General features: G+C 36.9%; 17 protein-coding genes. 6 read left to right on the forward strand and 11 right to left on the reverse strand.

Features of this window, described 5'->3' with window-relative positions:
- Positions 1 to 20 precede the first annotated feature (20 nt).
- Genes HMPREF1321_RS03465 through HMPREF1321_RS03485 form a run of 5 tightly spaced genes read left to right on the forward strand, consistent with a single transcriptional unit; the run spans position 21 to position 5,274 of the window.
- Positions 21 to 2,873 (forward strand): DEAD/DEAH box helicase, encoded by a 2,853-nt coding sequence (locus HMPREF1321_RS03465; RefSeq protein ID WP_009421367.1) that lies wholly within the window; start codon positions 21 to 23, stop codon positions 2,871 to 2,873.
- 55 nt (positions 2,874 to 2,928) lie between these two features.
- Positions 2,929 to 3,216, forward strand: coding sequence for a hypothetical protein (locus HMPREF1321_RS03470; RefSeq protein WP_009421394.1), 288 nt, complete (start codon positions 2,929 to 2,931; stop codon positions 3,214 to 3,216).
- 17 nt (positions 3,217 to 3,233) lie between these two features.
- Entirely contained in the window at positions 3,234 to 3,458 is a 225-nt protein-coding gene (locus HMPREF1321_RS03475) for a hypothetical protein (RefSeq protein WP_009421325.1), read from the forward strand.
- A 15-nt stretch (positions 3,459 to 3,473) separates the two neighbouring features.
- Entirely contained in the window at positions 3,474 to 3,983 is a 510-nt protein-coding gene (locus HMPREF1321_RS03480) for a DUF4252 domain-containing protein (protein WP_002672710.1), read from the forward strand.
- A 7-nt stretch (positions 3,984 to 3,990) separates the two neighbouring features.
- On the forward strand, positions 3,991 to 5,274 hold the full coding sequence (locus tag HMPREF1321_RS03485) for a dihydrolipoamide acetyltransferase family protein (RefSeq protein ID WP_034575622.1): 1,284 nt from the start codon (positions 3,991 to 3,993) through the stop codon (positions 5,272 to 5,274).
- Positions 5,275 to 5,375: 101 nt separating this feature from the next.
- On the opposite strand, the gene ftsZ is transcribed toward HMPREF1321_RS03485, so the two are convergent.
- The 8 genes from ftsZ to HMPREF1321_RS11845 form a co-directional block, all read right to left on the reverse strand.
- Entirely contained in the window at positions 5,376 to 7,157 is a 1,782-nt protein-coding gene (gene ftsZ, locus HMPREF1321_RS03490; RefSeq protein WP_034575624.1) for a cell division protein FtsZ, read from the reverse strand.
- A gap of 30 nt (positions 7,158 to 7,187) precedes the next feature.
- On the reverse strand, positions 7,188 to 8,615 hold the full coding sequence (ftsA, locus tag HMPREF1321_RS03495) for a cell division protein FtsA (protein WP_009421338.1): 1,428 nt from the start codon (positions 8,613 to 8,615) through the stop codon (positions 7,188 to 7,190).
- 251 nt (positions 8,616 to 8,866) lie between these two features.
- On the reverse strand, positions 8,867 to 9,604 hold the full coding sequence (kdsB, locus tag HMPREF1321_RS03500; RefSeq protein WP_034575626.1) for a 3-deoxy-manno-octulosonate cytidylyltransferase: 738 nt from the start codon (positions 9,602 to 9,604) through the stop codon (positions 8,867 to 8,869).
- Positions 9,605 to 9,606: 2 nt separating this feature from the next.
- On the reverse strand, positions 9,607 to 10,050 hold the full coding sequence (locus HMPREF1321_RS03505; RefSeq protein ID WP_009421359.1) for a DUF6790 family protein: 444 nt from the start codon (positions 10,048 to 10,050) through the stop codon (positions 9,607 to 9,609).
- A gap of 79 nt (positions 10,051 to 10,129) precedes the next feature.
- On the reverse strand, positions 10,130 to 11,482 hold the full coding sequence (gene accC / locus HMPREF1321_RS03510) for an acetyl-CoA carboxylase biotin carboxylase subunit (RefSeq protein ID WP_009419788.1): 1,353 nt from the start codon (positions 11,480 to 11,482) through the stop codon (positions 10,130 to 10,132).
- 11 nt (positions 11,483 to 11,493) lie between these two features.
- The gene (accB, locus tag HMPREF1321_RS03515; RefSeq protein WP_002672720.1) at positions 11,494 to 11,997 is read right to left on the reverse strand and encodes an acetyl-CoA carboxylase biotin carboxyl carrier protein; all 504 of its coding nucleotides are present in this window, start codon (positions 11,995 to 11,997) and stop codon (positions 11,494 to 11,496) included.
- 32 nt (positions 11,998 to 12,029) lie between these two features.
- Positions 12,030 to 13,040 (reverse strand): beta-ketoacyl-ACP synthase III, encoded by a 1,011-nt coding sequence (locus tag HMPREF1321_RS03520; protein ID WP_002672722.1) that lies wholly within the window; start codon positions 13,038 to 13,040, stop codon positions 12,030 to 12,032.
- 413 nt (positions 13,041 to 13,453) lie between these two features.
- On the reverse strand, positions 13,454 to 13,696 hold the full coding sequence (locus HMPREF1321_RS11845; RefSeq protein ID WP_157461775.1) for a hypothetical protein: 243 nt from the start codon (positions 13,694 to 13,696) through the stop codon (positions 13,454 to 13,456).
- 436 nt (positions 13,697 to 14,132) lie between these two features.
- On the opposite strand from HMPREF1321_RS11845, the gene HMPREF1321_RS03525 reads away from it, so the two are divergent.
- Positions 14,133 to 14,456 (forward strand): hypothetical protein, encoded by a 324-nt coding sequence (locus HMPREF1321_RS03525; RefSeq protein ID WP_009421364.1) that lies wholly within the window; start codon positions 14,133 to 14,135, stop codon positions 14,454 to 14,456.
- Positions 14,457 to 14,670: 214 nt separating this feature from the next.
- On the opposite strand, the gene HMPREF1321_RS03530 is transcribed toward HMPREF1321_RS03525, so the two are convergent.
- The 3 genes from HMPREF1321_RS03530 to HMPREF1321_RS03540 form a co-directional block, all read right to left on the reverse strand.
- Entirely contained in the window at positions 14,671 to 17,121 is a 2,451-nt protein-coding gene (locus HMPREF1321_RS03530) for a S8 family peptidase (RefSeq protein ID WP_009421371.1), read from the reverse strand.
- Entirely contained in the window at positions 17,118 to 17,564 is a 447-nt protein-coding gene (locus tag HMPREF1321_RS03535; protein WP_009421345.1) for a hypothetical protein, read from the reverse strand. Before HMPREF1321_RS03535 ends, HMPREF1321_RS03530 begins: the two co-directional genes overlap by 4 nt.
- A gap of 1 nt (position 17,565) precedes the next feature.
- The coding region (locus tag HMPREF1321_RS03540) for a hypothetical protein (RefSeq protein ID WP_009421389.1) at positions 17,566 to 17,951 on the reverse strand (386 nt) is incomplete at its 5' end.

Here is a 17,951-nt window from a genome sequence, read left to right on the forward strand (position 1 = left end):
AGCAGTTACATTATTGAGTTATGTTTTTATTTTTTGACTTTAGCTTTCACCCTACCATAGAACTAGCTTTGCCTAATGCTTATTTAGCCGAAAAACAAAACGGATACGCCTCGTTTTACAAGAAAGCTACCACAGAAGTATTACATAGTTTGACTAACTTTGAACTATCAGAAAGTGAAAAAAAGGCTTTAAGTATCGTAAATAGTCTACAACCTAATATTCTACATCAAAAATACATCAAAAAAGGGGATAGTTTTGAGGAAATATACAAAAATGCCCAAATTAAAAAGCATATTCAGCAACAAATAGAAGAAAAAACGGCTGAATTACTTTCTATTATTGCAGAAAATAGTTTGTTTATCACTACTAACCACAATCACAAAGACGATATCAGCAAGAAAATACTACCCATAAGCACGAATATAATTGAACCTTTATTGGAATTTACAAAAATTGAAGGAGGTATTAGTTACCGGTTGTTGTTACAGAAAGACGATGAAAAATTATTGCCTTGTGAAAGCCATATAGAACTGCTGAACAACTCATACGCTTGGATTGTACTCAAAGGGCAAGTAGTGCGAGTAGCTCATATTAAAGCTTCGCACCTTAAACCTTTTTTGAATAAAGAAAGTACCTTTATTCCCGAAAAAACTTTCCCCGAATACTTCGAGAAATTCCTTAAAAAAGTACTTAGAAATGCACAGGTAGAAGCAAAAGGCTTTAAAATTATTACTCAGAATGAATTAAAAGGTAGTGAATTGGATATTTTATACGATTTCTTTGCCAATCATTACAAAATATACATACACTTTGATTACAATAGTTATACTTTCGACAGTAATCAAGCGAAAAACAATCAGTCGAACTTAGAAATAAGCCCCAATAACGATATAAAAATATACAATTACCAACGAAATAAAGAAGAAGAAACAAGAAAGTATCGCCTTTTGGAACAGTTAGGTTTTGTGAACGACGGAGGTACTTTTTCAGTTGAAAGTAAAGACCCTTTTGCTTCGTATTTTCATCTGTTGCACTGCAAAAAAGATTTGGAAGAAGCAGGTTTTGGCTTTCATACTTTTAGCATAGAAGGTGGAAAAGAGATAAGTGAACATCTGCCTGAGCTCATTTTTGCAGAAACAAGTACCGAAAACGATTGGTTTGATCTCAATATAAGAGTAAAACAAGGAGAAAATAGCTTTCATTTTAAGGATTTAATCAAGAATTTAAAAGAAAATAACCCTATTTACTTACTTCCTGATGGGAAAGCCTTCATTATTCCTCAAGAATGGTTTAGTAAGTTTGGTAGTATTGCCAAATATGCACAAATTAGACAGGAGAAACTGCAAATTAGCAAGAGTAACTATGCACTCTTGGAAGCTGTACCTGAAATAAAACCTCAGAACTTAGTAGAAAAAGTGAGTTATACCCCCTCGCCTAACCTACGAGCTACCTTACGTCCGTATCAAATAGAAGGTGTGGAGTGGCTTTTACAACACTATTACAATGGTGTGGGGGCGTGCCTTGCTGATGATATGGGACTTGGGAAAACACTGCAAACCATTGCCTTATTGGTGGCTATACACGATGCTTTACCCGAAAAAGCAATTGAAACTGCCGACCTTTTTTCAGAGATAGAAAAGAGTAAAGAGGCTCTAAAAGTATTGGTTATTCTGCCTTCATCGCTTATTTTTAATTGGTATGACGAGACTAAAAGGTTTGCCCCACATTTTAAATGCACACAATACGTGGGGGCTGACCGAAAAGTAAAAGCCAAACGCTTAGGCAATTACGATGTGGTTTTTACCAGTTATCCGATAGTAGAACGCGATGTAGAACTCTTCCAAAAGTACGAATTTAGGTATATCATTTTAGATGAAAGCCAGCGTATTAAAAACAAGAACTCAAAGACATTCAAAGCGATACACACCTTAAAAGCGACTCATCGCATTGCGCTGAGTGGGACACCTATTGAGAACTCACTCAGTGACTTATGGTCGCAGATGCAATTTATCAATCCGAATATACTGAAAAGTTATGCTTCGTTTTACAAGAACTATGAAGTGGAAATCAGCAAAAAGAAAAACACACAAGCCTTAGAAGAGTTAAAGACCATTATCAGTCCGTTTTTACTAAGGCGGACAAAGGAGCAAGTGCTTGACGATTTGCCAGAAATGGAAGAGCAAATTATCTACTGTCCTATGAGTGAAGCCCAACACAAATGGTATGAAACAGAAAAATCGAAAGTGCGTAACCAGCTTTTACAAATTAATGAGCCAATCTCTGAATTTAATACTCTAAATATGCTAATGAGGCTTAGAAAAATAAGCTTACACCCTAAATTAGTGGACAAAGAGAGTAAAATTGCATCAGGAAAGTACGAAGAAGTGATAAATTATATGGAGGAATTGCTACAATCATCGCGGAAAGCACTTATTTTTAGCAGTTTTGTGAGTCATTTAGCACTTTATGAAGAATGGTGTAACAAAAAAGGGATAAAATATGCTAAACTAACAGGCGAAACACCCTCGTTTGAGCGCAAGAACCAAGTAGAGATGTTTCAGAACAATCCTACTATATCGTTCTTTTTTATTTCGCTTAAAGCAGGTGAGGTAGGGTTAAATCTCACGCAGGCATCTTATGTTTTGTTATTAGACCCGTGGTGGAATCCGTTTTCTGAAAAGCAAGCTATTGGGAGGGCTCACCGTATAGGGCAACAAAATAAAGTGAACGTAATACGGTTTGTGAGCAAGGATACCATTGAGGAAAAAATCATCAAATTACAGAAAAGTAAAACAGAACTTTCCGAAAACATTATCGATGAAAATCACATCATTAAGGAAGTAATGGAACAAATTGATAGCTTATTGGAATAATTTTTGTGCAATATTTTATTGTTAATTATCAATTATTTTTTACCTTTGCATTATTATGAAGATTAGATTATTTAAATTACCAAAGAACAAGCGCTTTAACTATACTCCTCGTTATTACGAAGGGAAGGAAGAAGGTAACCCTTTTGAGATGGGCTCACGCATTCGAAAAGACCGCGAAACTGTGACGAAGCACTTCACGGAAGAATGGCGTTCTATCCGCAGTGAGAGTCGCAACCGAAAAAACGCAGGGGTAAACAAAACTTTTTGGATAGTGTTATTAGTATTAATATTGATAACTCTTTACTTCCTTGACTTTGATTTATCAATATTCAGAAGACATTAACAAAGTTACAAGAAAATATGAAAAAAACTATTGCAATTTGTGTACTCATAGCGGTAGCGATAGGATTAGGCTCTTTTTATTGGGTGAAACAGCAACGCGAATGCAAAGAAGCAGAGTACAACTACCAAGTAATAAGAAAAGGGCTTTTAATACTCTCAGAGGAATATAATAAAGGCGCTGAGAAAGTGCAATACCTCAAAGAATATGAAGAAACTAAAAACAAAATCGTTAAAGAACATTAACAACATATTGTTACTATGAAAATAAAGAAAATATTAATGCTATCTGCTTTTTGGGTGACCATCGCTGTTAACGGACAAACAGCCTTTGAAAAGTTAGAAACCAATAAAGATATTAGCACTGTGGTAGTATCGCAGAAGATGTTTCAGATGCTATCAAAAATTGACAGTAAAGATGCGGAAGCCAAAGAGTTTATGGAAGTTGCTAATAAGCTCAAAGGAATGAAGATATTCACGACTGAGAGTAAAACGGCTGCTGGGCTAATGAAAACAGAAGCACAACAGTACCTTAAAACAGCAGGGCTATCAGAATTAATGCGAGTAAAAGACAAAGCTCAAAATGTGAAATTCTACACCAAAGAAGGGAAAGATGCTACCCACGTATCGGAACTGCTAATGCTTGTAGAACCGACCGAGACTTCAAAACAAACTATAGTATTATCGCTCACAGGCGATATAGACCTTAATAAAATAAGCGTATTAACTAAAAATATGAACCTCCCACAAGAGGTTAAAGAAATAAAGTAGCAGGAAAATGGCAAGATATGAATTAATATTCCCCTCATTGGGTGAAGGCGTAACAGAGGCTGTTGTTACCAATTGGCTGAAAAAAGTAGGCGATCCTGTAGAAGCCGAAGAAAGTATTATGGAAGTAGCTACAGATAAAGTAGATGCTGAAGTACCTACTGATGTGTCGGGTATATTGGCTGAAATCAAGTTTCAAGTGAATGACGTTGTGAAAGTAGGTGAAGTAATAGCTGTTATTGAGACACAAGAAGAGATTAGCACTTCTGGAGAGGCGCTTGATGTTGTACAACAATCGGTTGCAAGTTTAGAAAAAAACATTGCTAACATACAACAAAGTACCTCAGCTCAGCCACAAGTAGACTTCAGCAAAACAGAGCGTTTCTATTCACCTTTGGTAAAGAATATCGCTAAGAAAGAAGGTATCAGTTTAAGTGAGTTAGACAGCATCAAAGGAACAGGGTTAAATAACCGTGTAACCAAGAGTGATATTCTTGACTATCTATCGCATAGGACACAAGGAAATGCAAAGCATTCAGCTACTTTTGATACTACTCCTGCCGATAAAAGAGTTTACACCAAACACGGTGAAGAACGAATTGAGATGAGCCGTATGGGTAAACTCATTGCAGAGCATATGCTAAAAAGCAAAGTTACTTCAGCACACGTACAAAGTTTTATTGAGGTAGATGTAACCCGCATATGGAAATGGCGCAATAAAGTGAAAAAAGTATTTGAAGAGCGCGAAGGTGAGAAATTCACTTTTACACCTATCTTTATGGAAGTGGTTGCCAAAGCACTTGTTGATTTTCCTATGATGAATGTCTCAGTAGAAGGAGATAGCATTATCAAGAAGAGAAATATTAATATAGGTATGGCTACTGCGCTTTCTGACGGTAACCTAATTGTTCCCGTTATAAAAAACGCTGATGAGCTCAGTTTAAGAGGTATGGCAAAAGTAGTAAATGACCTTGCTAATAGAGCTCGTGCTAATGCACTCAAGCCTGATGAAGTGAAAGCTGGCACATATACAGTAACTAATATAGGTTCATTTGGCACTTTGTTTGGTACTCCTATTATTAATCAGCCACAAGTAGGTATCTTAGCAATAGGAGCTATCCAAAAAGTTCCTGCTGTAATTGAAACTCTAGAAGGAGACACAATAGGCATTCGTTATAAACTAATGCTTTCTCACAGTTATGACCATCGTGTTGTAAATGGAGCCTTAGGAGGAATGTTTGTACAGCGTGTAGCTAAATATCTTGAAGAGTGGGATATGAATAGAGTACTATAAAATAATTTCAATAATGTGATTATATAGAAAAACGGGAAGTTTTAATTAAACTTCCCGTTTTTATTAGAATATGGTTTTTCTCATAGATGAGTCCTATAAAACTAATCGACATTGTCGTGTAAATAAGAATTGTTTTTTCTTATTTGCATCTCTCCTGCGCTATCTTTCCCCATAGAAGTACGCGATTGATTATTACTTCCAAACTTGTAGTTATAATCTTGCAAACGATTGGAACGAGAACGTTTCATTACATCAGAGATTCTACTGTCAATAGGGTTCAAAGAAGACTCTATATCCTCTTCTTCTGCAAACATATCTAATTGACCTGAAGAAGTAGAAGTTTTGGACTTAGAATCCTCTTCTTTCTTATAAAGAATAAACTCGTTTGAGTTTTTATCTTCTGTAAAAGAGGTCGGCTTTGCTTCTATAAAAGTTCTTTCAAGCTCTGTATAGTCTTCTAAAGTATAACGAATTTCTCCCTCTTGATTTACAACAGGAGGAGTCTTCCGGCGTTCTACTTGAGGTACTTCTTTATGAATATCCTCACTCAATTGGTGAATAATTGGAGCTTCTTTTTCGGGCTCTTCGTGTTTTACTAATGTTGATTGCTGGGTTTGCACTTCAGCTTTTTTTTCAATAGTTTGAAAACTATTCTTTTTAGGAATAGACTTATCTACTATCACAAACTCATCATTTACAGCAGTAACTATTTCACAATCCACCCAAATATTAAATAAATCTGATAGCGAAGACTCTTTCTTTATATCAGAGATTGAAGAAATGGGACAAGTGCTATTTATAGCATTAACCACAGTTCCTTTAGGTTCTGTTAAATCACGAGTAGCTGTTTGGTTTTCCTCAAGAATATGAATTACTTTTTTGGTTTCAGCGTTCACTATTTCTTGTTGTTGGTCAGCATCAAAGCCTGTGGCAATAACTATCACAGAAATAGCTTCTCCTAATGATTCATCTTCACCTATCCCATAGATAAGGTCAGCCATATTATCACCTGCTTGCTCTTGGATAAAACTACTTATTTCAGTAACTTCACGCTGAGTAGCTTCTTTTTTACCATAAGTAATCAAAAGAAGAGCGTTTTTAGCACCTGCTATCTTATTATCATTTAGTAAAGGAGAGTTCAAGGCTGCTGAAACAGCCTCATAAGCTCTGTTATCACCTTCAGCTGAGGCTGAGCCCATAATAGCTGTACCCCCGTTTTCAAGTACGGTACGAGCATCACGTAAGTCGATATTTACAAGGTAATGCTTACTGATTACCTCAGCCATACCTTTCGCTCCTTTTAATAATATCTCATTCGCCTTCCCATAACTCTCTTTAATACTCAAATCACCGTATATTTCGTTGATTTTATTATTATTGATAACAATAAGAGAATCTACACATTCACGTAGTTTCTTTATACCCGCTTGTGCTTGTCGACTGCGCTTTAAGCCTTCATAATTAAATGGAGTAGTTACAATAGCAACAGTAAGAATACCCATATCCTTAGCTTGCTTAGCTATTACGGGCACTGCTCCTGTTCCTGTTCCACCACCCATACCAGCTGTGATAAACACCATTTGGGTATTCCCTTCCAAAGTTCGTTGGATATCCTCAATACTTTCAAGAGCCGCTTTTTCGCCAATATCAGGATTAGCTCCTGCTCCTAATCCTTCAGTAAGGGTAACTCCTAATTGAATTTTATTAGGGATAGGGCTGTTTTCCAAAGCTTGTGCATCTGTATTACAGACCACATAATCTACCCCTTTAATACCTTCGTTGTGCATGAAATTCACGGCGTTGCACCCTCCGCCTCCTACGCCAATAACTTTGATATAGTTACTAATATTCTTTGGCAAATCAAATTGAATGTCCGAATTCATATCAAAAAAATCATAATTATTTGTTTCTACTTAATCTTCACTATCTAAGAAGTCCTTTAGTTTTTCATTTAATTTACTCCACCAACCTCTACTAGTTTTATGTATCTCTAATTCATCATCTTCATCTTTATCTTGAAAAACGTTTATTTTTGGAGAATCTACTATTGTGATAGGTTGTTTTTCAAGTGATGAATCCTGCAAATCTGTTGATAAAGGCTCTACTACCACTCCCTTTCCGTTCTCTATTGTTTCTTGAGCTTTTACTTCCTGGAAGCGTTTTTTAAATTGCTCTTCTGCTTCATTTTCAATAGCACTCATTACAAGACCTATAGCCGTAGAGTAAATAGGCGAAGTAAGTTTAGGGTCAGAGTTACCTGCTAAGTGCTCATTAGGATAACCTATGCGGGCATCCATTCCCGTAATATATTCTACTAACTGAACAATATGCTTCAGTTGGCTTCCACCTCCTGTGAGTACTACTCCCGCAAACAGTTTCTTTTTAGTTTCTTCGTGACCGTAATTTTTAATCACGTTAAATACTAAATTGATAATCTCACTTACTCTTGCGTGAATAATTTTAGAAAGGTTTTTAAGTGTTATTTCTTTAGGTTCCTTCCCTTTAATACCAGGAATAGATACTATCTCATTATCTCGGTTCTCTCCTGGCCAAGCCGACCCAAATTCTACCTTCAGCATCTCGGCTTGACGGGTGAGTATTCCACAACCTTCTTTTATATCATCAGTAATAATATTACCTCCTAAAGGCACTACGGCTGTATGGCGGATAATACCATCTTTAAAGATAGCTACATCGGTGGTACCACCTCCTATATCCACTAACACCACTCCTGCATCTTTTTCCTCTTCACTTAATACAGCTTTAGCAGAAGCAATAGGTTCCAAAGTAAGACCTATGGGCTTTAGATGTGCCATTTCCACACAACGAGTAATCCCTTTGATAGCGCTTACTTGCCCGATAACTAAGTGAAAGGTAGCATCTAAACGCGTCCCCATCATACCGATAGGTTCTTTAATATCTCCCACATTATCTACTTTATAGTCCTGAGGGAGTGCGTGAATTATCTTTTGTCCTGGTGAAAGTGCTATAGAGAACACCTGTTCTTTCAGGCGTTCCAAATCGTCAAAGTCTATAAGTTGTTCAGGGTCTGTACGGGTAATATAATCGCTATGTGAACGACTTATGATATTTTGTCCTGCGATACCTGCTTCTACGTTCTCAATTTCTAAGCCTGTCTTTTCTTTGGCATCTTGAATAGCATCCATAATAGATTGAGTAGTTTTAGCAATGTTAGTTACTACTCCTTTATTGATGCCTTCACTTTTAGATTGCCCATAACCTAAAATCTGAATCTTCCCGTATTCGTTCTTTGCCCCTACCATAGTTACAATCTTGGTAGTCCCGATATCTAACCCTACGTAATACTTGTTATATTTCATTTTTCACTTAAACAACTATATCTAGATGTATAGCCGATAATTTTTTGTTTAATTCGTTATTAATTAGGTCGCTCTATTCGTGTCTTTACACTTCTTTAGACGTAGCAAAGATATAGAAAAAAAGAAACTTTACAGCATTTTTTTATTAATAAGTTATCAACATTTTTATAAACAGCTGATAATCAATGTTAATAATTTGCTAAATTTCTGCTTTATTTCCCTCAATTTTAGTCTTTTTATCTCTATTTTTATCACTTTTGTGTAATCAATCGCTTACGTGCCCTCTCCAAATCTTCGGGGGTATCAATCCCTATAGTAGGAATATCGGTTAGCGCTAAACGTATTTTAAACCCATTTTCTAAGTAGCGAAGTTGTTCTAATTTTTCCGTTTCTTCTAATAAGGAAGGAGGTAACTCGGTGAACTGTTGTAATGCTTCTTTGCGATAGGCGTAAATACCTATGTGCTTGTAATAAGACACCTTGGTGTTAGGGTCGCGAGGAAAGGGAATGATATTCCTCGAAAAATAGAGCGCCTCTCCAAATTTGTTCACTACTACCTTCACATTGTTCGGGTTTGCAATATCATCTGGGTCAGTAATACGCTCCATTAGGCTTGCTACCGCTATGCTTTTAGTAAGGTCTTTAGCAAAAATATCAATTACTTTTTGTAAGTTCTCTTTATCTGTAAAAGGCTCATCTCCTTGTACATTCACAATAATATCTACGTCTAAATCTCTTGAAGCTTCTGCCAAACGGTCACTGCCACTATTGTGTTCTTTTTTACTGCGAATTACTTTGCCTCCTACCTCCCGTATCACTTTTTCTATACGGTCATCATCAGTTACCACATACACTTCGTCAAACAAGCGGGTATCAGCTACACGTTCATAAGTATGTACAATTACAGGCTTGCCACAAAGGTCTTGCATCAGCTTTGCAGGGAAGCGTGTCGCCCCGTAACGGGCAGGTATCATTGCTATGAGTTTCATCTCTAATTCAGTATAAACAATATTAATAACGTTAGGGGCATTAGCAAATCAGGAAGTATAATCCATACGTTCCCTTTGTTGAAATTGTGTTTTCGCTTCATCTCAGCGATGTGTAACAAGGCTGCTCCTATCAAGAATACACTAAACGGAATAGCCGTTGCCAACCAGAATCCGTCGCGAAACCAATGGCACAATATACCACAAATGCCTATCCCCAACGACACAAAACCCAATTCTTTTTGAAAACCATTAGATACCCATCCTATGGTTTTAGCTACTTTCTCACTGAGTACCGAGTGCCCTACAAAGTTAAACAACCCAAAAAAGCCTACTCCATAAACCAAATGAGTATATAATGCGGTATATACAAAGCTTTCATCGAAAGAAAAAGCATACAGTACAACAGCTAATACCCAACAAATAAAATATACAACAAGATATATCATAGTATTGTAACGATATAAAAGGGACTATCTTTCTCTTGAGTTAGACAGTCCCTTTCTTTATATAATCATTTCTACTTCATTATTCTGCCACTTGGGGTTTCATCTGGAAATCCTCCATAAACTTAGTAGTGTAATTGCCTGCTAAGTAATCGGGGTCGTCCATTAGTTGCAAGTGGAACGGAATCGTGGTTTTCACTCCTTCTACTACAAACTCGTCTAAGGCGCGTTTCATCTTGGCTATTGCTTCCTCACGGGTTTGCGCTGTAGTGATGAGTTTCGCAATCATCGAGTCGTAGTTAGGCGGAATTACATAACCACTGTACACGTGAGTATCGAGGCGCACTCCGTGACCTCCTGGGGCGTGCAAGGTGGTAATCTTACCTGGCGACGGACGGAAGTCGTTATAAGGGTCTTCCGCATTGATACGACACTCTATGGCGTGCAGTTTAGGCGTGTAGTTCTTACCTGAGATAGGCACTCCGGCAGCTACCAATATCTGCTCGCGAATAAGGTCATAGTCTATCACTTGTTCAGTGATAGGGTGCTCTACTTGTATACGAGTATTCATCTCCATAAAGTAGAAATTGCGGTCTTTGTCTACCAAGAACTCTACCGTTCCTGCCCCTTCATATTTAATAAACTCAGCAGCTTTCACTGCAGCTTCTCCCATACGCTTGCGAAGGTCGTCCGTCATAAAAGGCGACGGCGTTTCTTCGGTAAGTTTCTGGTGGCGACGCTGTATCGAGCAGTCGCGTTCTGAAAGGTGACAAGCCTTGCCGTATTGGTCGCCTACAATTTGTATCTCAATGTGACGAGGGTCTACAATCAGCTTTTCCATATACATCGCATCGTTACCAAAGGCAGCTCCTGCTTCCTGCATCGCACTGTTGAGGGCTTTCTCGAGGTCTTCCTCTTTCCATACATCGCGCATACCGCGACCTCCCCCACCAGCAGTAGCTTTCAACATCACAGGATAGCCTATTTCTGCAGCTATCTTTTTAGCGTGCTCCAACGATTCTACGAGCCCGTCAGAACCTGGTACGGTAGGCACTCCTGCGGCTTTCATAGTCGCTTTAGCTGATGCCTTATCACCCATTTTTTCAATCATTTCAGGCGATGCGCCTATAAACTTAATGCCGTGTTCTGCACAAATCTTCGAGAATTTTGCATTTTCCGAAAGAAATCCGTAGCCTGGGTGTATGGCATCGGCATTGGTAATTTCGGCAGCGGCTATAATATTAGGTATTTTTAAGTATGAATCTTTGCTGGGTGGAGGACCTATACACACAGCTTCATCGGCAAAGCGCACGTGTAAGCTGTCAGCATCGGCAGTAGAATATACGGCTACCGATTTGATACCCATTTCTCGACACGTACGTATCACGCGTAAGGCAATTTCTCCACGGTTGGCTATCAATATTTTTTTAAACATAATTGTTTGGTTTATGAAGGATCCACTAAATACAATGGCTGGTCAAATTCTACAGGTGAAGAATCATCAACCAATATTTTAACTATCTTACCAGAAACTTCTGATTCTATTTCGTTGAAGAGTTTCATCGCCTCAATAATGCAAATCACACTACCTTTGGCTATGGTAGAACCTACTTCCACAAATAGCGGTTTGTCTGGACCAGGACGACGATAAAAAGTACCAATCATCGGCGATTTGATAGTAATGTATTTGCTATCGTCATCGGCAGGTGTTGCTGGTTTGCTGTCAGCAGGTTCAGCTGTAGGAAGTTGTTGTACAGGCACTTGCTGTTGCAAAGGCAATTGCGGTAGCTGTTGTGCTACGGGCAATTGTTGTACAAACACTTGCTCTTTGCCACTTTCATCAGGGTTCGTTTTAATGGTGATTTTTACATCTTCCATTTCCAATTTCACTTCGCTTGCCCCCGACTTGGCAACAAACTTAATTAAATTTTGAATGTCTCTTAAATCCATACGTGTATTGTATTTTTCTCAATGGTTGTTCCTTATTTGTGATAAAGGGCTCCGTCGTATGCCCATTTTAAGTAAATAGCTCCCCAAGTGAAACCTCCCCCAAAGGCTGCCAATACTATATTGTCTCCTTTTTTGAGTTGGTTTTCGTAGTCGTTAAGAGCTAAGATGATGGTTGCCGAAGTTGTATTACCGTACTTATGAATGTTGAGCATCACTTTTTCAGCAGGTAATCCCATACGCTCGGCAGTAGCATCAATAATACGTTTATTAGCTTGGTGAGGCGTAAGCCATTGCACTTCGTTTGAGGTCAAACCGTTGCGTTTGATAAGCTCCTCTGCTATGTCAGCCATTCCTGTAACTGCATATTTAAACACCGTTTTACCGTCTTGGAATACAAAATGGTCTTTGTTAGCCACTGTTTCAGCCGTAGTCGGACAGAGAGAACCTCCTGCTTTGATGTACAAATAGTTACGTCCTATTCCATCACTTCTTAAGAGTTCGTCCTGCACACCTAAACCTTCATAGTTGGGTTCAAAGAGTGCAGCCCCTCCCCCATCGCCGAAGATAATGCAAGTAGCTCTATCGGTATAGTCTATGATAGACGACATCTTATCTGCCCCCACCAAGAGTACTTTTTTATAACGCCCTGATTCTATGTATTTAGCAGCTACCGAAACCCCAAATAGGAAGCTCGAACACGCAGCTTGCAAATCGAATGAAAAAGCATTCACAGCGCCTATTTGCGACGCTACATAAGGACCTGTAAGAGCTACAGGCATATCAGGGGTAGCCGTAGCCAAAATAACTAAGTCTATTTCTTTGGGGTCAAGACCTGTTTTGCGAATAAGGTCTTTAGCGGCTTCAATTCCTAAAAATGATGAACCTTTATTAGGGTCTTTAAGTATGCGTCTTTCTTTGATACCTGTACGGGTGTAAATCCACTCATCGTTAGTATCTACCATTTTTTCTAACATTTCATTGGTTAGAACATCTTCAGGTACATAGCCTCCGATAGCCGTAATGGCAGCAGTTATTTTCTCCATCGTAATTCTCTAAATTAATTTTTATATAACTCACATAGTGATTATTAACTCCAATAAGTAGTTTTTTCACAAAGCCCACTATGTAAATTTGGGGCAAAAGTACATAATATTTTTGATTTAGCACCAATATGCAAAGAGTTTTTTTACTGAATATCCTTTTAAAAGCTTATTTTTAATGATGCAAAATTTTTACAAATAAATAAAACCCTAATAAAATGAACTTTTAAACTATTATAAAACACCCTATCTCCACCCTGCTACTTAGGTTTGATTTGTTCATCATTCGTTTATGTATAAACTTTGCAGAAGTTTGAAACTCTAACAAAGTTAAAAACCTCCAATAATCATCTTTTTATCTTTACCTCAACTTCAACTTACCTTCGCTTTAGCATCGCTCTTCCTTCGTCTTTTTCTCATCTGCCCGCGCGAATCGCACCGTCTTTTATTCGTCTTTCCCTCATCTGTCCGTGCGGCTCGCACCGTCTTTTATTCGTCTTTTCTCTATCTGCCCGTGCGGCTCGCACCGTTCTTTGTTCGTTCTTTGTTCGTTCTTTGTTCGTCTTTTGTTCGTCTTTTGTTCGTCTTTTGTTCGTCTTTTGTTCGTCTTTTGTTCGTCTTTTATTCGTCTTTTCTCTATCTGCCCGTGCGGCTCGCACCGTTCTTTGTTCGTTCTTTGTTCGTCTTTTGTTCGTTCTTTGTTCGTCTCACTTTTCCGTTACTACACTCCCTCTCCTTGGGAGAGGGCTGGGGAGAGGATATTTTGTTCGTCTTTCCTATAAACTTCTCCCAAATTAACCATTAATCATTAACCATTAATCATTAACCATTAATCATTAAATAAGCCTTTCATCTACATTATTTTATTTTCCCTCCCCCATTTGCTAATTTGCTAATTAACCCATTTACTAATTTTATCCGCTTGTGTGGCTTGCACCTGCCCGTGCGGCTCGCACCTCACACCGTCATTGATTGGGTATTATTGGTATTTCTAGCATTTCTGATATTAATCAGTATTATTAACATTTTTGGTATTATGGTATTAATTCGGTATTAATTAGTATCTTTGCAAAGTAATTATAAACTTTTGTACCAATGAAAACATTCTATGCGGTTGCTATTATTGGAATTATGCTATTGGGCATAGCCCATTCAGCACTTAGTTTCAAGAAATACGACCAACTTTCGGCAGAAGCCTTTTGGTTTTTCAGTGCAGGGTTAGCCCTTATCTTTGCCGGTTTAGCCAATGGCTTACACTATCAGTTACAACTGCCTATTACTTTTCGTTATGTACTTGCTATAAACGTGCTATTAGTGCTTTTTACAGTATTTTTAGCAATAAAAGTACCTGCTCCCACTACTTTTTTAGTAGCGATATTCTCAGCACTACTTTGCATAGCAATTTTACTAAACAAATAGATAGGCAAGTTATTGTATTCATAACTCAATTACGATGAGTTTAATAAAAAAGAGCTGTTCATTATTGAACAGCTCTTTTTATCCGCTCTGTGTGAGACTTTAAAAAAAATGAAGCTCTATTTTCTTTTAATTTGTAACTAATTTTTATTTCAAATCTGTCGTTTGCGACACTTCTTTTAAAACAAATTTTCATTAAACCTTATACTTACTTACCTTAAGGCTTATAAATAACTTTACCATTAGAAATAGACCCAAACTCATAAATGATAATATAGAATCCTTTTGCGTATCTCGACATATTAAAATCTAAGCTTTTGCCGAAATCTAAATCTCCTTGTAAAATTCTCTTACCCGAAAAGTCAAATACTTTAACTCCAATTTTATCTAAATTATCCCGATTATTTAAGTAGTATAATACTTTTTGGAGCTCTTTATCGTTTAACTCTTTTCCTGAATATTTAGCGTCTAACCATTGCTGTAAATCCTCTGTTTGAACACGCAAAGTCGAAGCCCTATTCGTGAAAAATTCATATACAGGAATATCTTCATTTGTGCTTTTAACGGGACTATTATAAGCAGAAGCCGACCTAAATGAAGTTTCATTTATTGCCCCATAATAACGAGCTATAGTATTAGACCATTTTGTAGGGGTACCACAGTCTGATATATATCTCATTTTGGTTTCTACAATAAAGGGAGTAAAAGTATATCGTGTAGCTACAAATTCCTCTTCCCTATTTGTACCTCTAAATTCAAAATTGTCCTTGGGGTCTTTGTAAACAATAGTATTTTTCCACTCTACTTTTATTGACGCTCCTCCCATATAATCATCCAATATTACGTGTTTTATTACCCTTGTACTTCCATTACAACAAGGAGTGCTGTAAGGTGATTGTGGGTGATTTTTGATAGTATATTGAGCGTTAGCCCAATTTCCTTGGTATCTCACGTAAACCTCTTTTTCAAAAGATTTTACAGTGCCATCTTTATAAGTTACAACAGCTTTAATAGTTCTATTTCCATCCCAATAGGTACCTCTAAACACACAACTTTTAGTACCTTGTCCTGAAACAATTTCCAATTTATATTCAGGATCTTCCCATTTAATAGTAGCATCATTAGGGATAGGAGCGATTAACTCAAAAGTAGCATCTGTTTTCAAGCAAAATTCATCAGGACCTGCAATAGTGGCTTTCTGCAAAGCCTTATAAGCATCCACCAAACCATAACCCATCTCATTGTTCCAAGTGCCATTAGGACGAGTATAAGTGTTTTGGTAGTTATAACCTCCTACTTTTTGTGCAGTTTGTTCTATGATATCAGCTACTTGTTTAGCTGTTAAATCAGGATTTACCGAGAGTATTAAGGCAGCTACTCCTGCTACGTGAGGACAAGCCATTGAAGTACCATCTTCACTACTCACTGAATTATTAGGGACAGTTGAAAGAATCCCAACTCCTGGAGCTACTACATCTAATTCTCTTCCATAACCAGAACTATTGCTTCTTCTTTTATTTGATTGAATAGACCCTATAACTAAAATATCTGGATTTGCATAGGCAGGATAATCAATTTTAGGACTGAAATTTCCTGAGGCAAATAAAACAATAGTTCCTTTACCATTCCTACCTTGTGCTATAGCCTCTGAAATAGCATCTTCTAAAATCTTGCTGTGTAATTTTTCATAACCACTACCTCCTTGATCTCCCCAAGAGTTATTAATTACATCTGCTCCATTTTTCCAAGCCCAACTTATACCGCTTGCTAATTCTGCGGAAATATTTTCCGATGCCACCAAAGGATTACTTACAGACATTATTTTCGCATCTGGAGCCACTCCTACCACTTGTAGATGATTGTCTTTAACTGCAGAGATAATTCCAGCTACGTGGGTTCCATGAATTTTATTGCTTTTAAAATCACTCCCTATTTTCCCTGTAACTGTATTAAAACTTAAGGGGTGAATATTTTGTCTCAAATCATTATGAGATTTGTCAATCCCGTGATCAACAACAGCAACATTAACACCGCTACCCGTACTTAAATTCCAAGCCTTACATATATTGATACTGCCTAATCCCCATAAATCCTTAAAATAAGGATCGTTTGCACATTCTCCTTTAAAATCAAAAATAAACGCAGGGTCAATATCAGAAAATAATTTTGATTCATAATACAGATTCGACATTTCTAAGGAGGTGTATTTGCTATCCGTTACCGCTAAAATATACCATAAAGGCATATTAGGCACATTAGAAATTATTTCAACATTCCTTTCACTTGAAAAGTTTTTTAACACTTGAAAATCATTAGGACGCTTAATCTTTACATAAAAATACTTAGATGTTCCGATTGATTTTTCACCATTTTTAAAATAAAGACCTACTATTTTCGATGCTTTTTTTAAATTCTCTAATTGAGATTCAAATTCTCTTTCTGTTACATTCCCTACAGACTGCATTTTGATATAAGATTTGTTGTCTTGTTCTATAGGGGTGTAAATCCTACTTGTAGGAATACTCTTTATATCATCACTGATGATATTTAAGTTATTTGTATCAAGCTTTAATAGAATTTTATTTCCATTATAATAATAGAAATACTTGGTTTGTGCATTTGTAATAAAACAAAAGAGCGCTAATGTGTAGAAAAAGATCTTTTTCATAATGCTTTATTTTTATATGTGATGTTTTTATTAGTTTTAGGAATCTCAACTATACAGAAAGGACAGCTGAAAGCAGCCCCCAATCCTTTAACTTCACTAACCGTATGAACTACAATAGAAGTGTTATCTTCTGCAACAGAAGTTACATTAATAGAAGAAGGTGTATAGCGTTCTTCCTTTCCCCAAATAATAATTACTTGCTTTTGTGAGAAATCAATTTTAAAACTGTTTATAGTTTCTGTGGTGAGTCTTAACACTTCTCCAATTTTTTGCAATTCAACTTCGTTAGAAATAATTTCCTTTTTATTGATATATTCTAAATCAGGAGGATTGCAACCACTAAACAATGTTCTAAAAGGTACCGCTTTAAAGTTATCTTTTTTTGAGCAACCGCACCCCACTATTAACAATAGCAGCAGTGCTAAAAATGTTTTTGTTTTCATTTTAATTACTTTTTTGAATGTTAAAACTTACATTGGCATTGTTAGGTAGTTTTTTAACAACAATACCATAGAGAAAAGTATCAGGTTTTGTTGCCAATCCTGATATTTTAACTGTTAGACTATAGTTATTAGCCTTTATTTTCACGAATTGGAAATGAAAATCAGCTTGATTAGCATAATTATCATATCCTAATAAAAGAGTTTCTGTTGTAAAATCTATATCCTTAAACTGTTCAAGAGTACTAAATTCTACATTAGAAAATGCACTATCCAATGCTTTTTTATTTTGTATCACTTTATAGGTGCCAAATTTTTCATCACCCAAATAAACTCTTATCTTAGATATTTCTCTTACAATCACAGCCTCAGGAGAAGTATCCTTGTCTG

It is taken from the genome of Capnocytophaga sp. oral taxon 412 str. F0487 (genome assembly GCF_000271925.1).
Taxonomy (GTDB): domain Bacteria; phylum Bacteroidota; class Bacteroidia; order Flavobacteriales; family Flavobacteriaceae; genus Capnocytophaga; species Capnocytophaga ochracea.

Excerpts from the sequence above, each read along its gene's own strand:
- accB (WP_002672720.1), bottom strand. The coding sequence starts at position 11,997 with ATGGATTTAAGAGACATTCAAAATTTAATTAAGTTTGTTGCCAAGTCG.
- HMPREF1321_RS03470 (WP_009421394.1), top strand. The coding sequence starts at position 2,929 with ATGAAGATTAGATTATTTAAATTACCAAAGAACAAGCGCTTTAACTAT.
- accC (WP_009419788.1), bottom strand. The coding sequence starts at position 11,482 with ATGTTTAAAAAAATATTGATAGCCAACCGTGGAGAAATTGCCTTACGC.
- HMPREF1321_RS03485 (WP_034575622.1), top strand. The coding sequence starts at position 3,991 with ATGGCAAGATATGAATTAATATTCCCCTCATTGGGTGAAGGCGTAACA.
- HMPREF1321_RS03465 (WP_009421367.1), top strand. The coding sequence starts at position 21 with ATGTTTTTATTTTTTGACTTTAGCTTTCACCCTACCATAGAACTAGCT.
- HMPREF1321_RS03480 (WP_002672710.1), top strand. The coding sequence starts at position 3,474 with ATGAAAATAAAGAAAATATTAATGCTATCTGCTTTTTGGGTGACCATC.
- HMPREF1321_RS03525 (WP_009421364.1), top strand. The coding sequence starts at position 14,133 with ATGAAAACATTCTATGCGGTTGCTATTATTGGAATTATGCTATTGGGC.
- kdsB (WP_034575626.1), bottom strand. The coding sequence starts at position 9,604 with ATGAAACTCATAGCAATGATACCTGCCCGTTACGGGGCGACACGCTTC.
- HMPREF1321_RS03520 (WP_002672722.1), bottom strand. The coding sequence starts at position 13,040 with ATGGAGAAAATAACTGCTGCCATTACGGCTATCGGAGGCTATGTACCT.
- ftsZ (WP_034575624.1), bottom strand. The coding sequence starts at position 7,157 with ATGAATTCGGACATTCAATTTGATTTGCCAAAGAATATTAGTAACTAT.
- ftsA (WP_009421338.1), bottom strand. The coding sequence starts at position 8,615 with ATGAAATATAACAAGTATTACGTAGGGTTAGATATCGGGACTACCAAG.
- HMPREF1321_RS03505 (WP_009421359.1), bottom strand. The coding sequence starts at position 10,050 with ATGATATATCTTGTTGTATATTTTATTTGTTGGGTATTAGCTGTTGTA.
- HMPREF1321_RS03475 (WP_009421325.1), top strand. The coding sequence starts at position 3,234 with ATGAAAAAAACTATTGCAATTTGTGTACTCATAGCGGTAGCGATAGGA.
- HMPREF1321_RS03535 (WP_009421345.1), bottom strand. The coding sequence starts at position 17,564 with ATGAAAACAAAAACATTTTTAGCACTGCTGCTATTGTTAATAGTGGGG.
- HMPREF1321_RS03530 (WP_009421371.1), bottom strand. The coding sequence starts at position 17,121 with ATGAAAAAGATCTTTTTCTACACATTAGCGCTCTTTTGTTTTATTACA.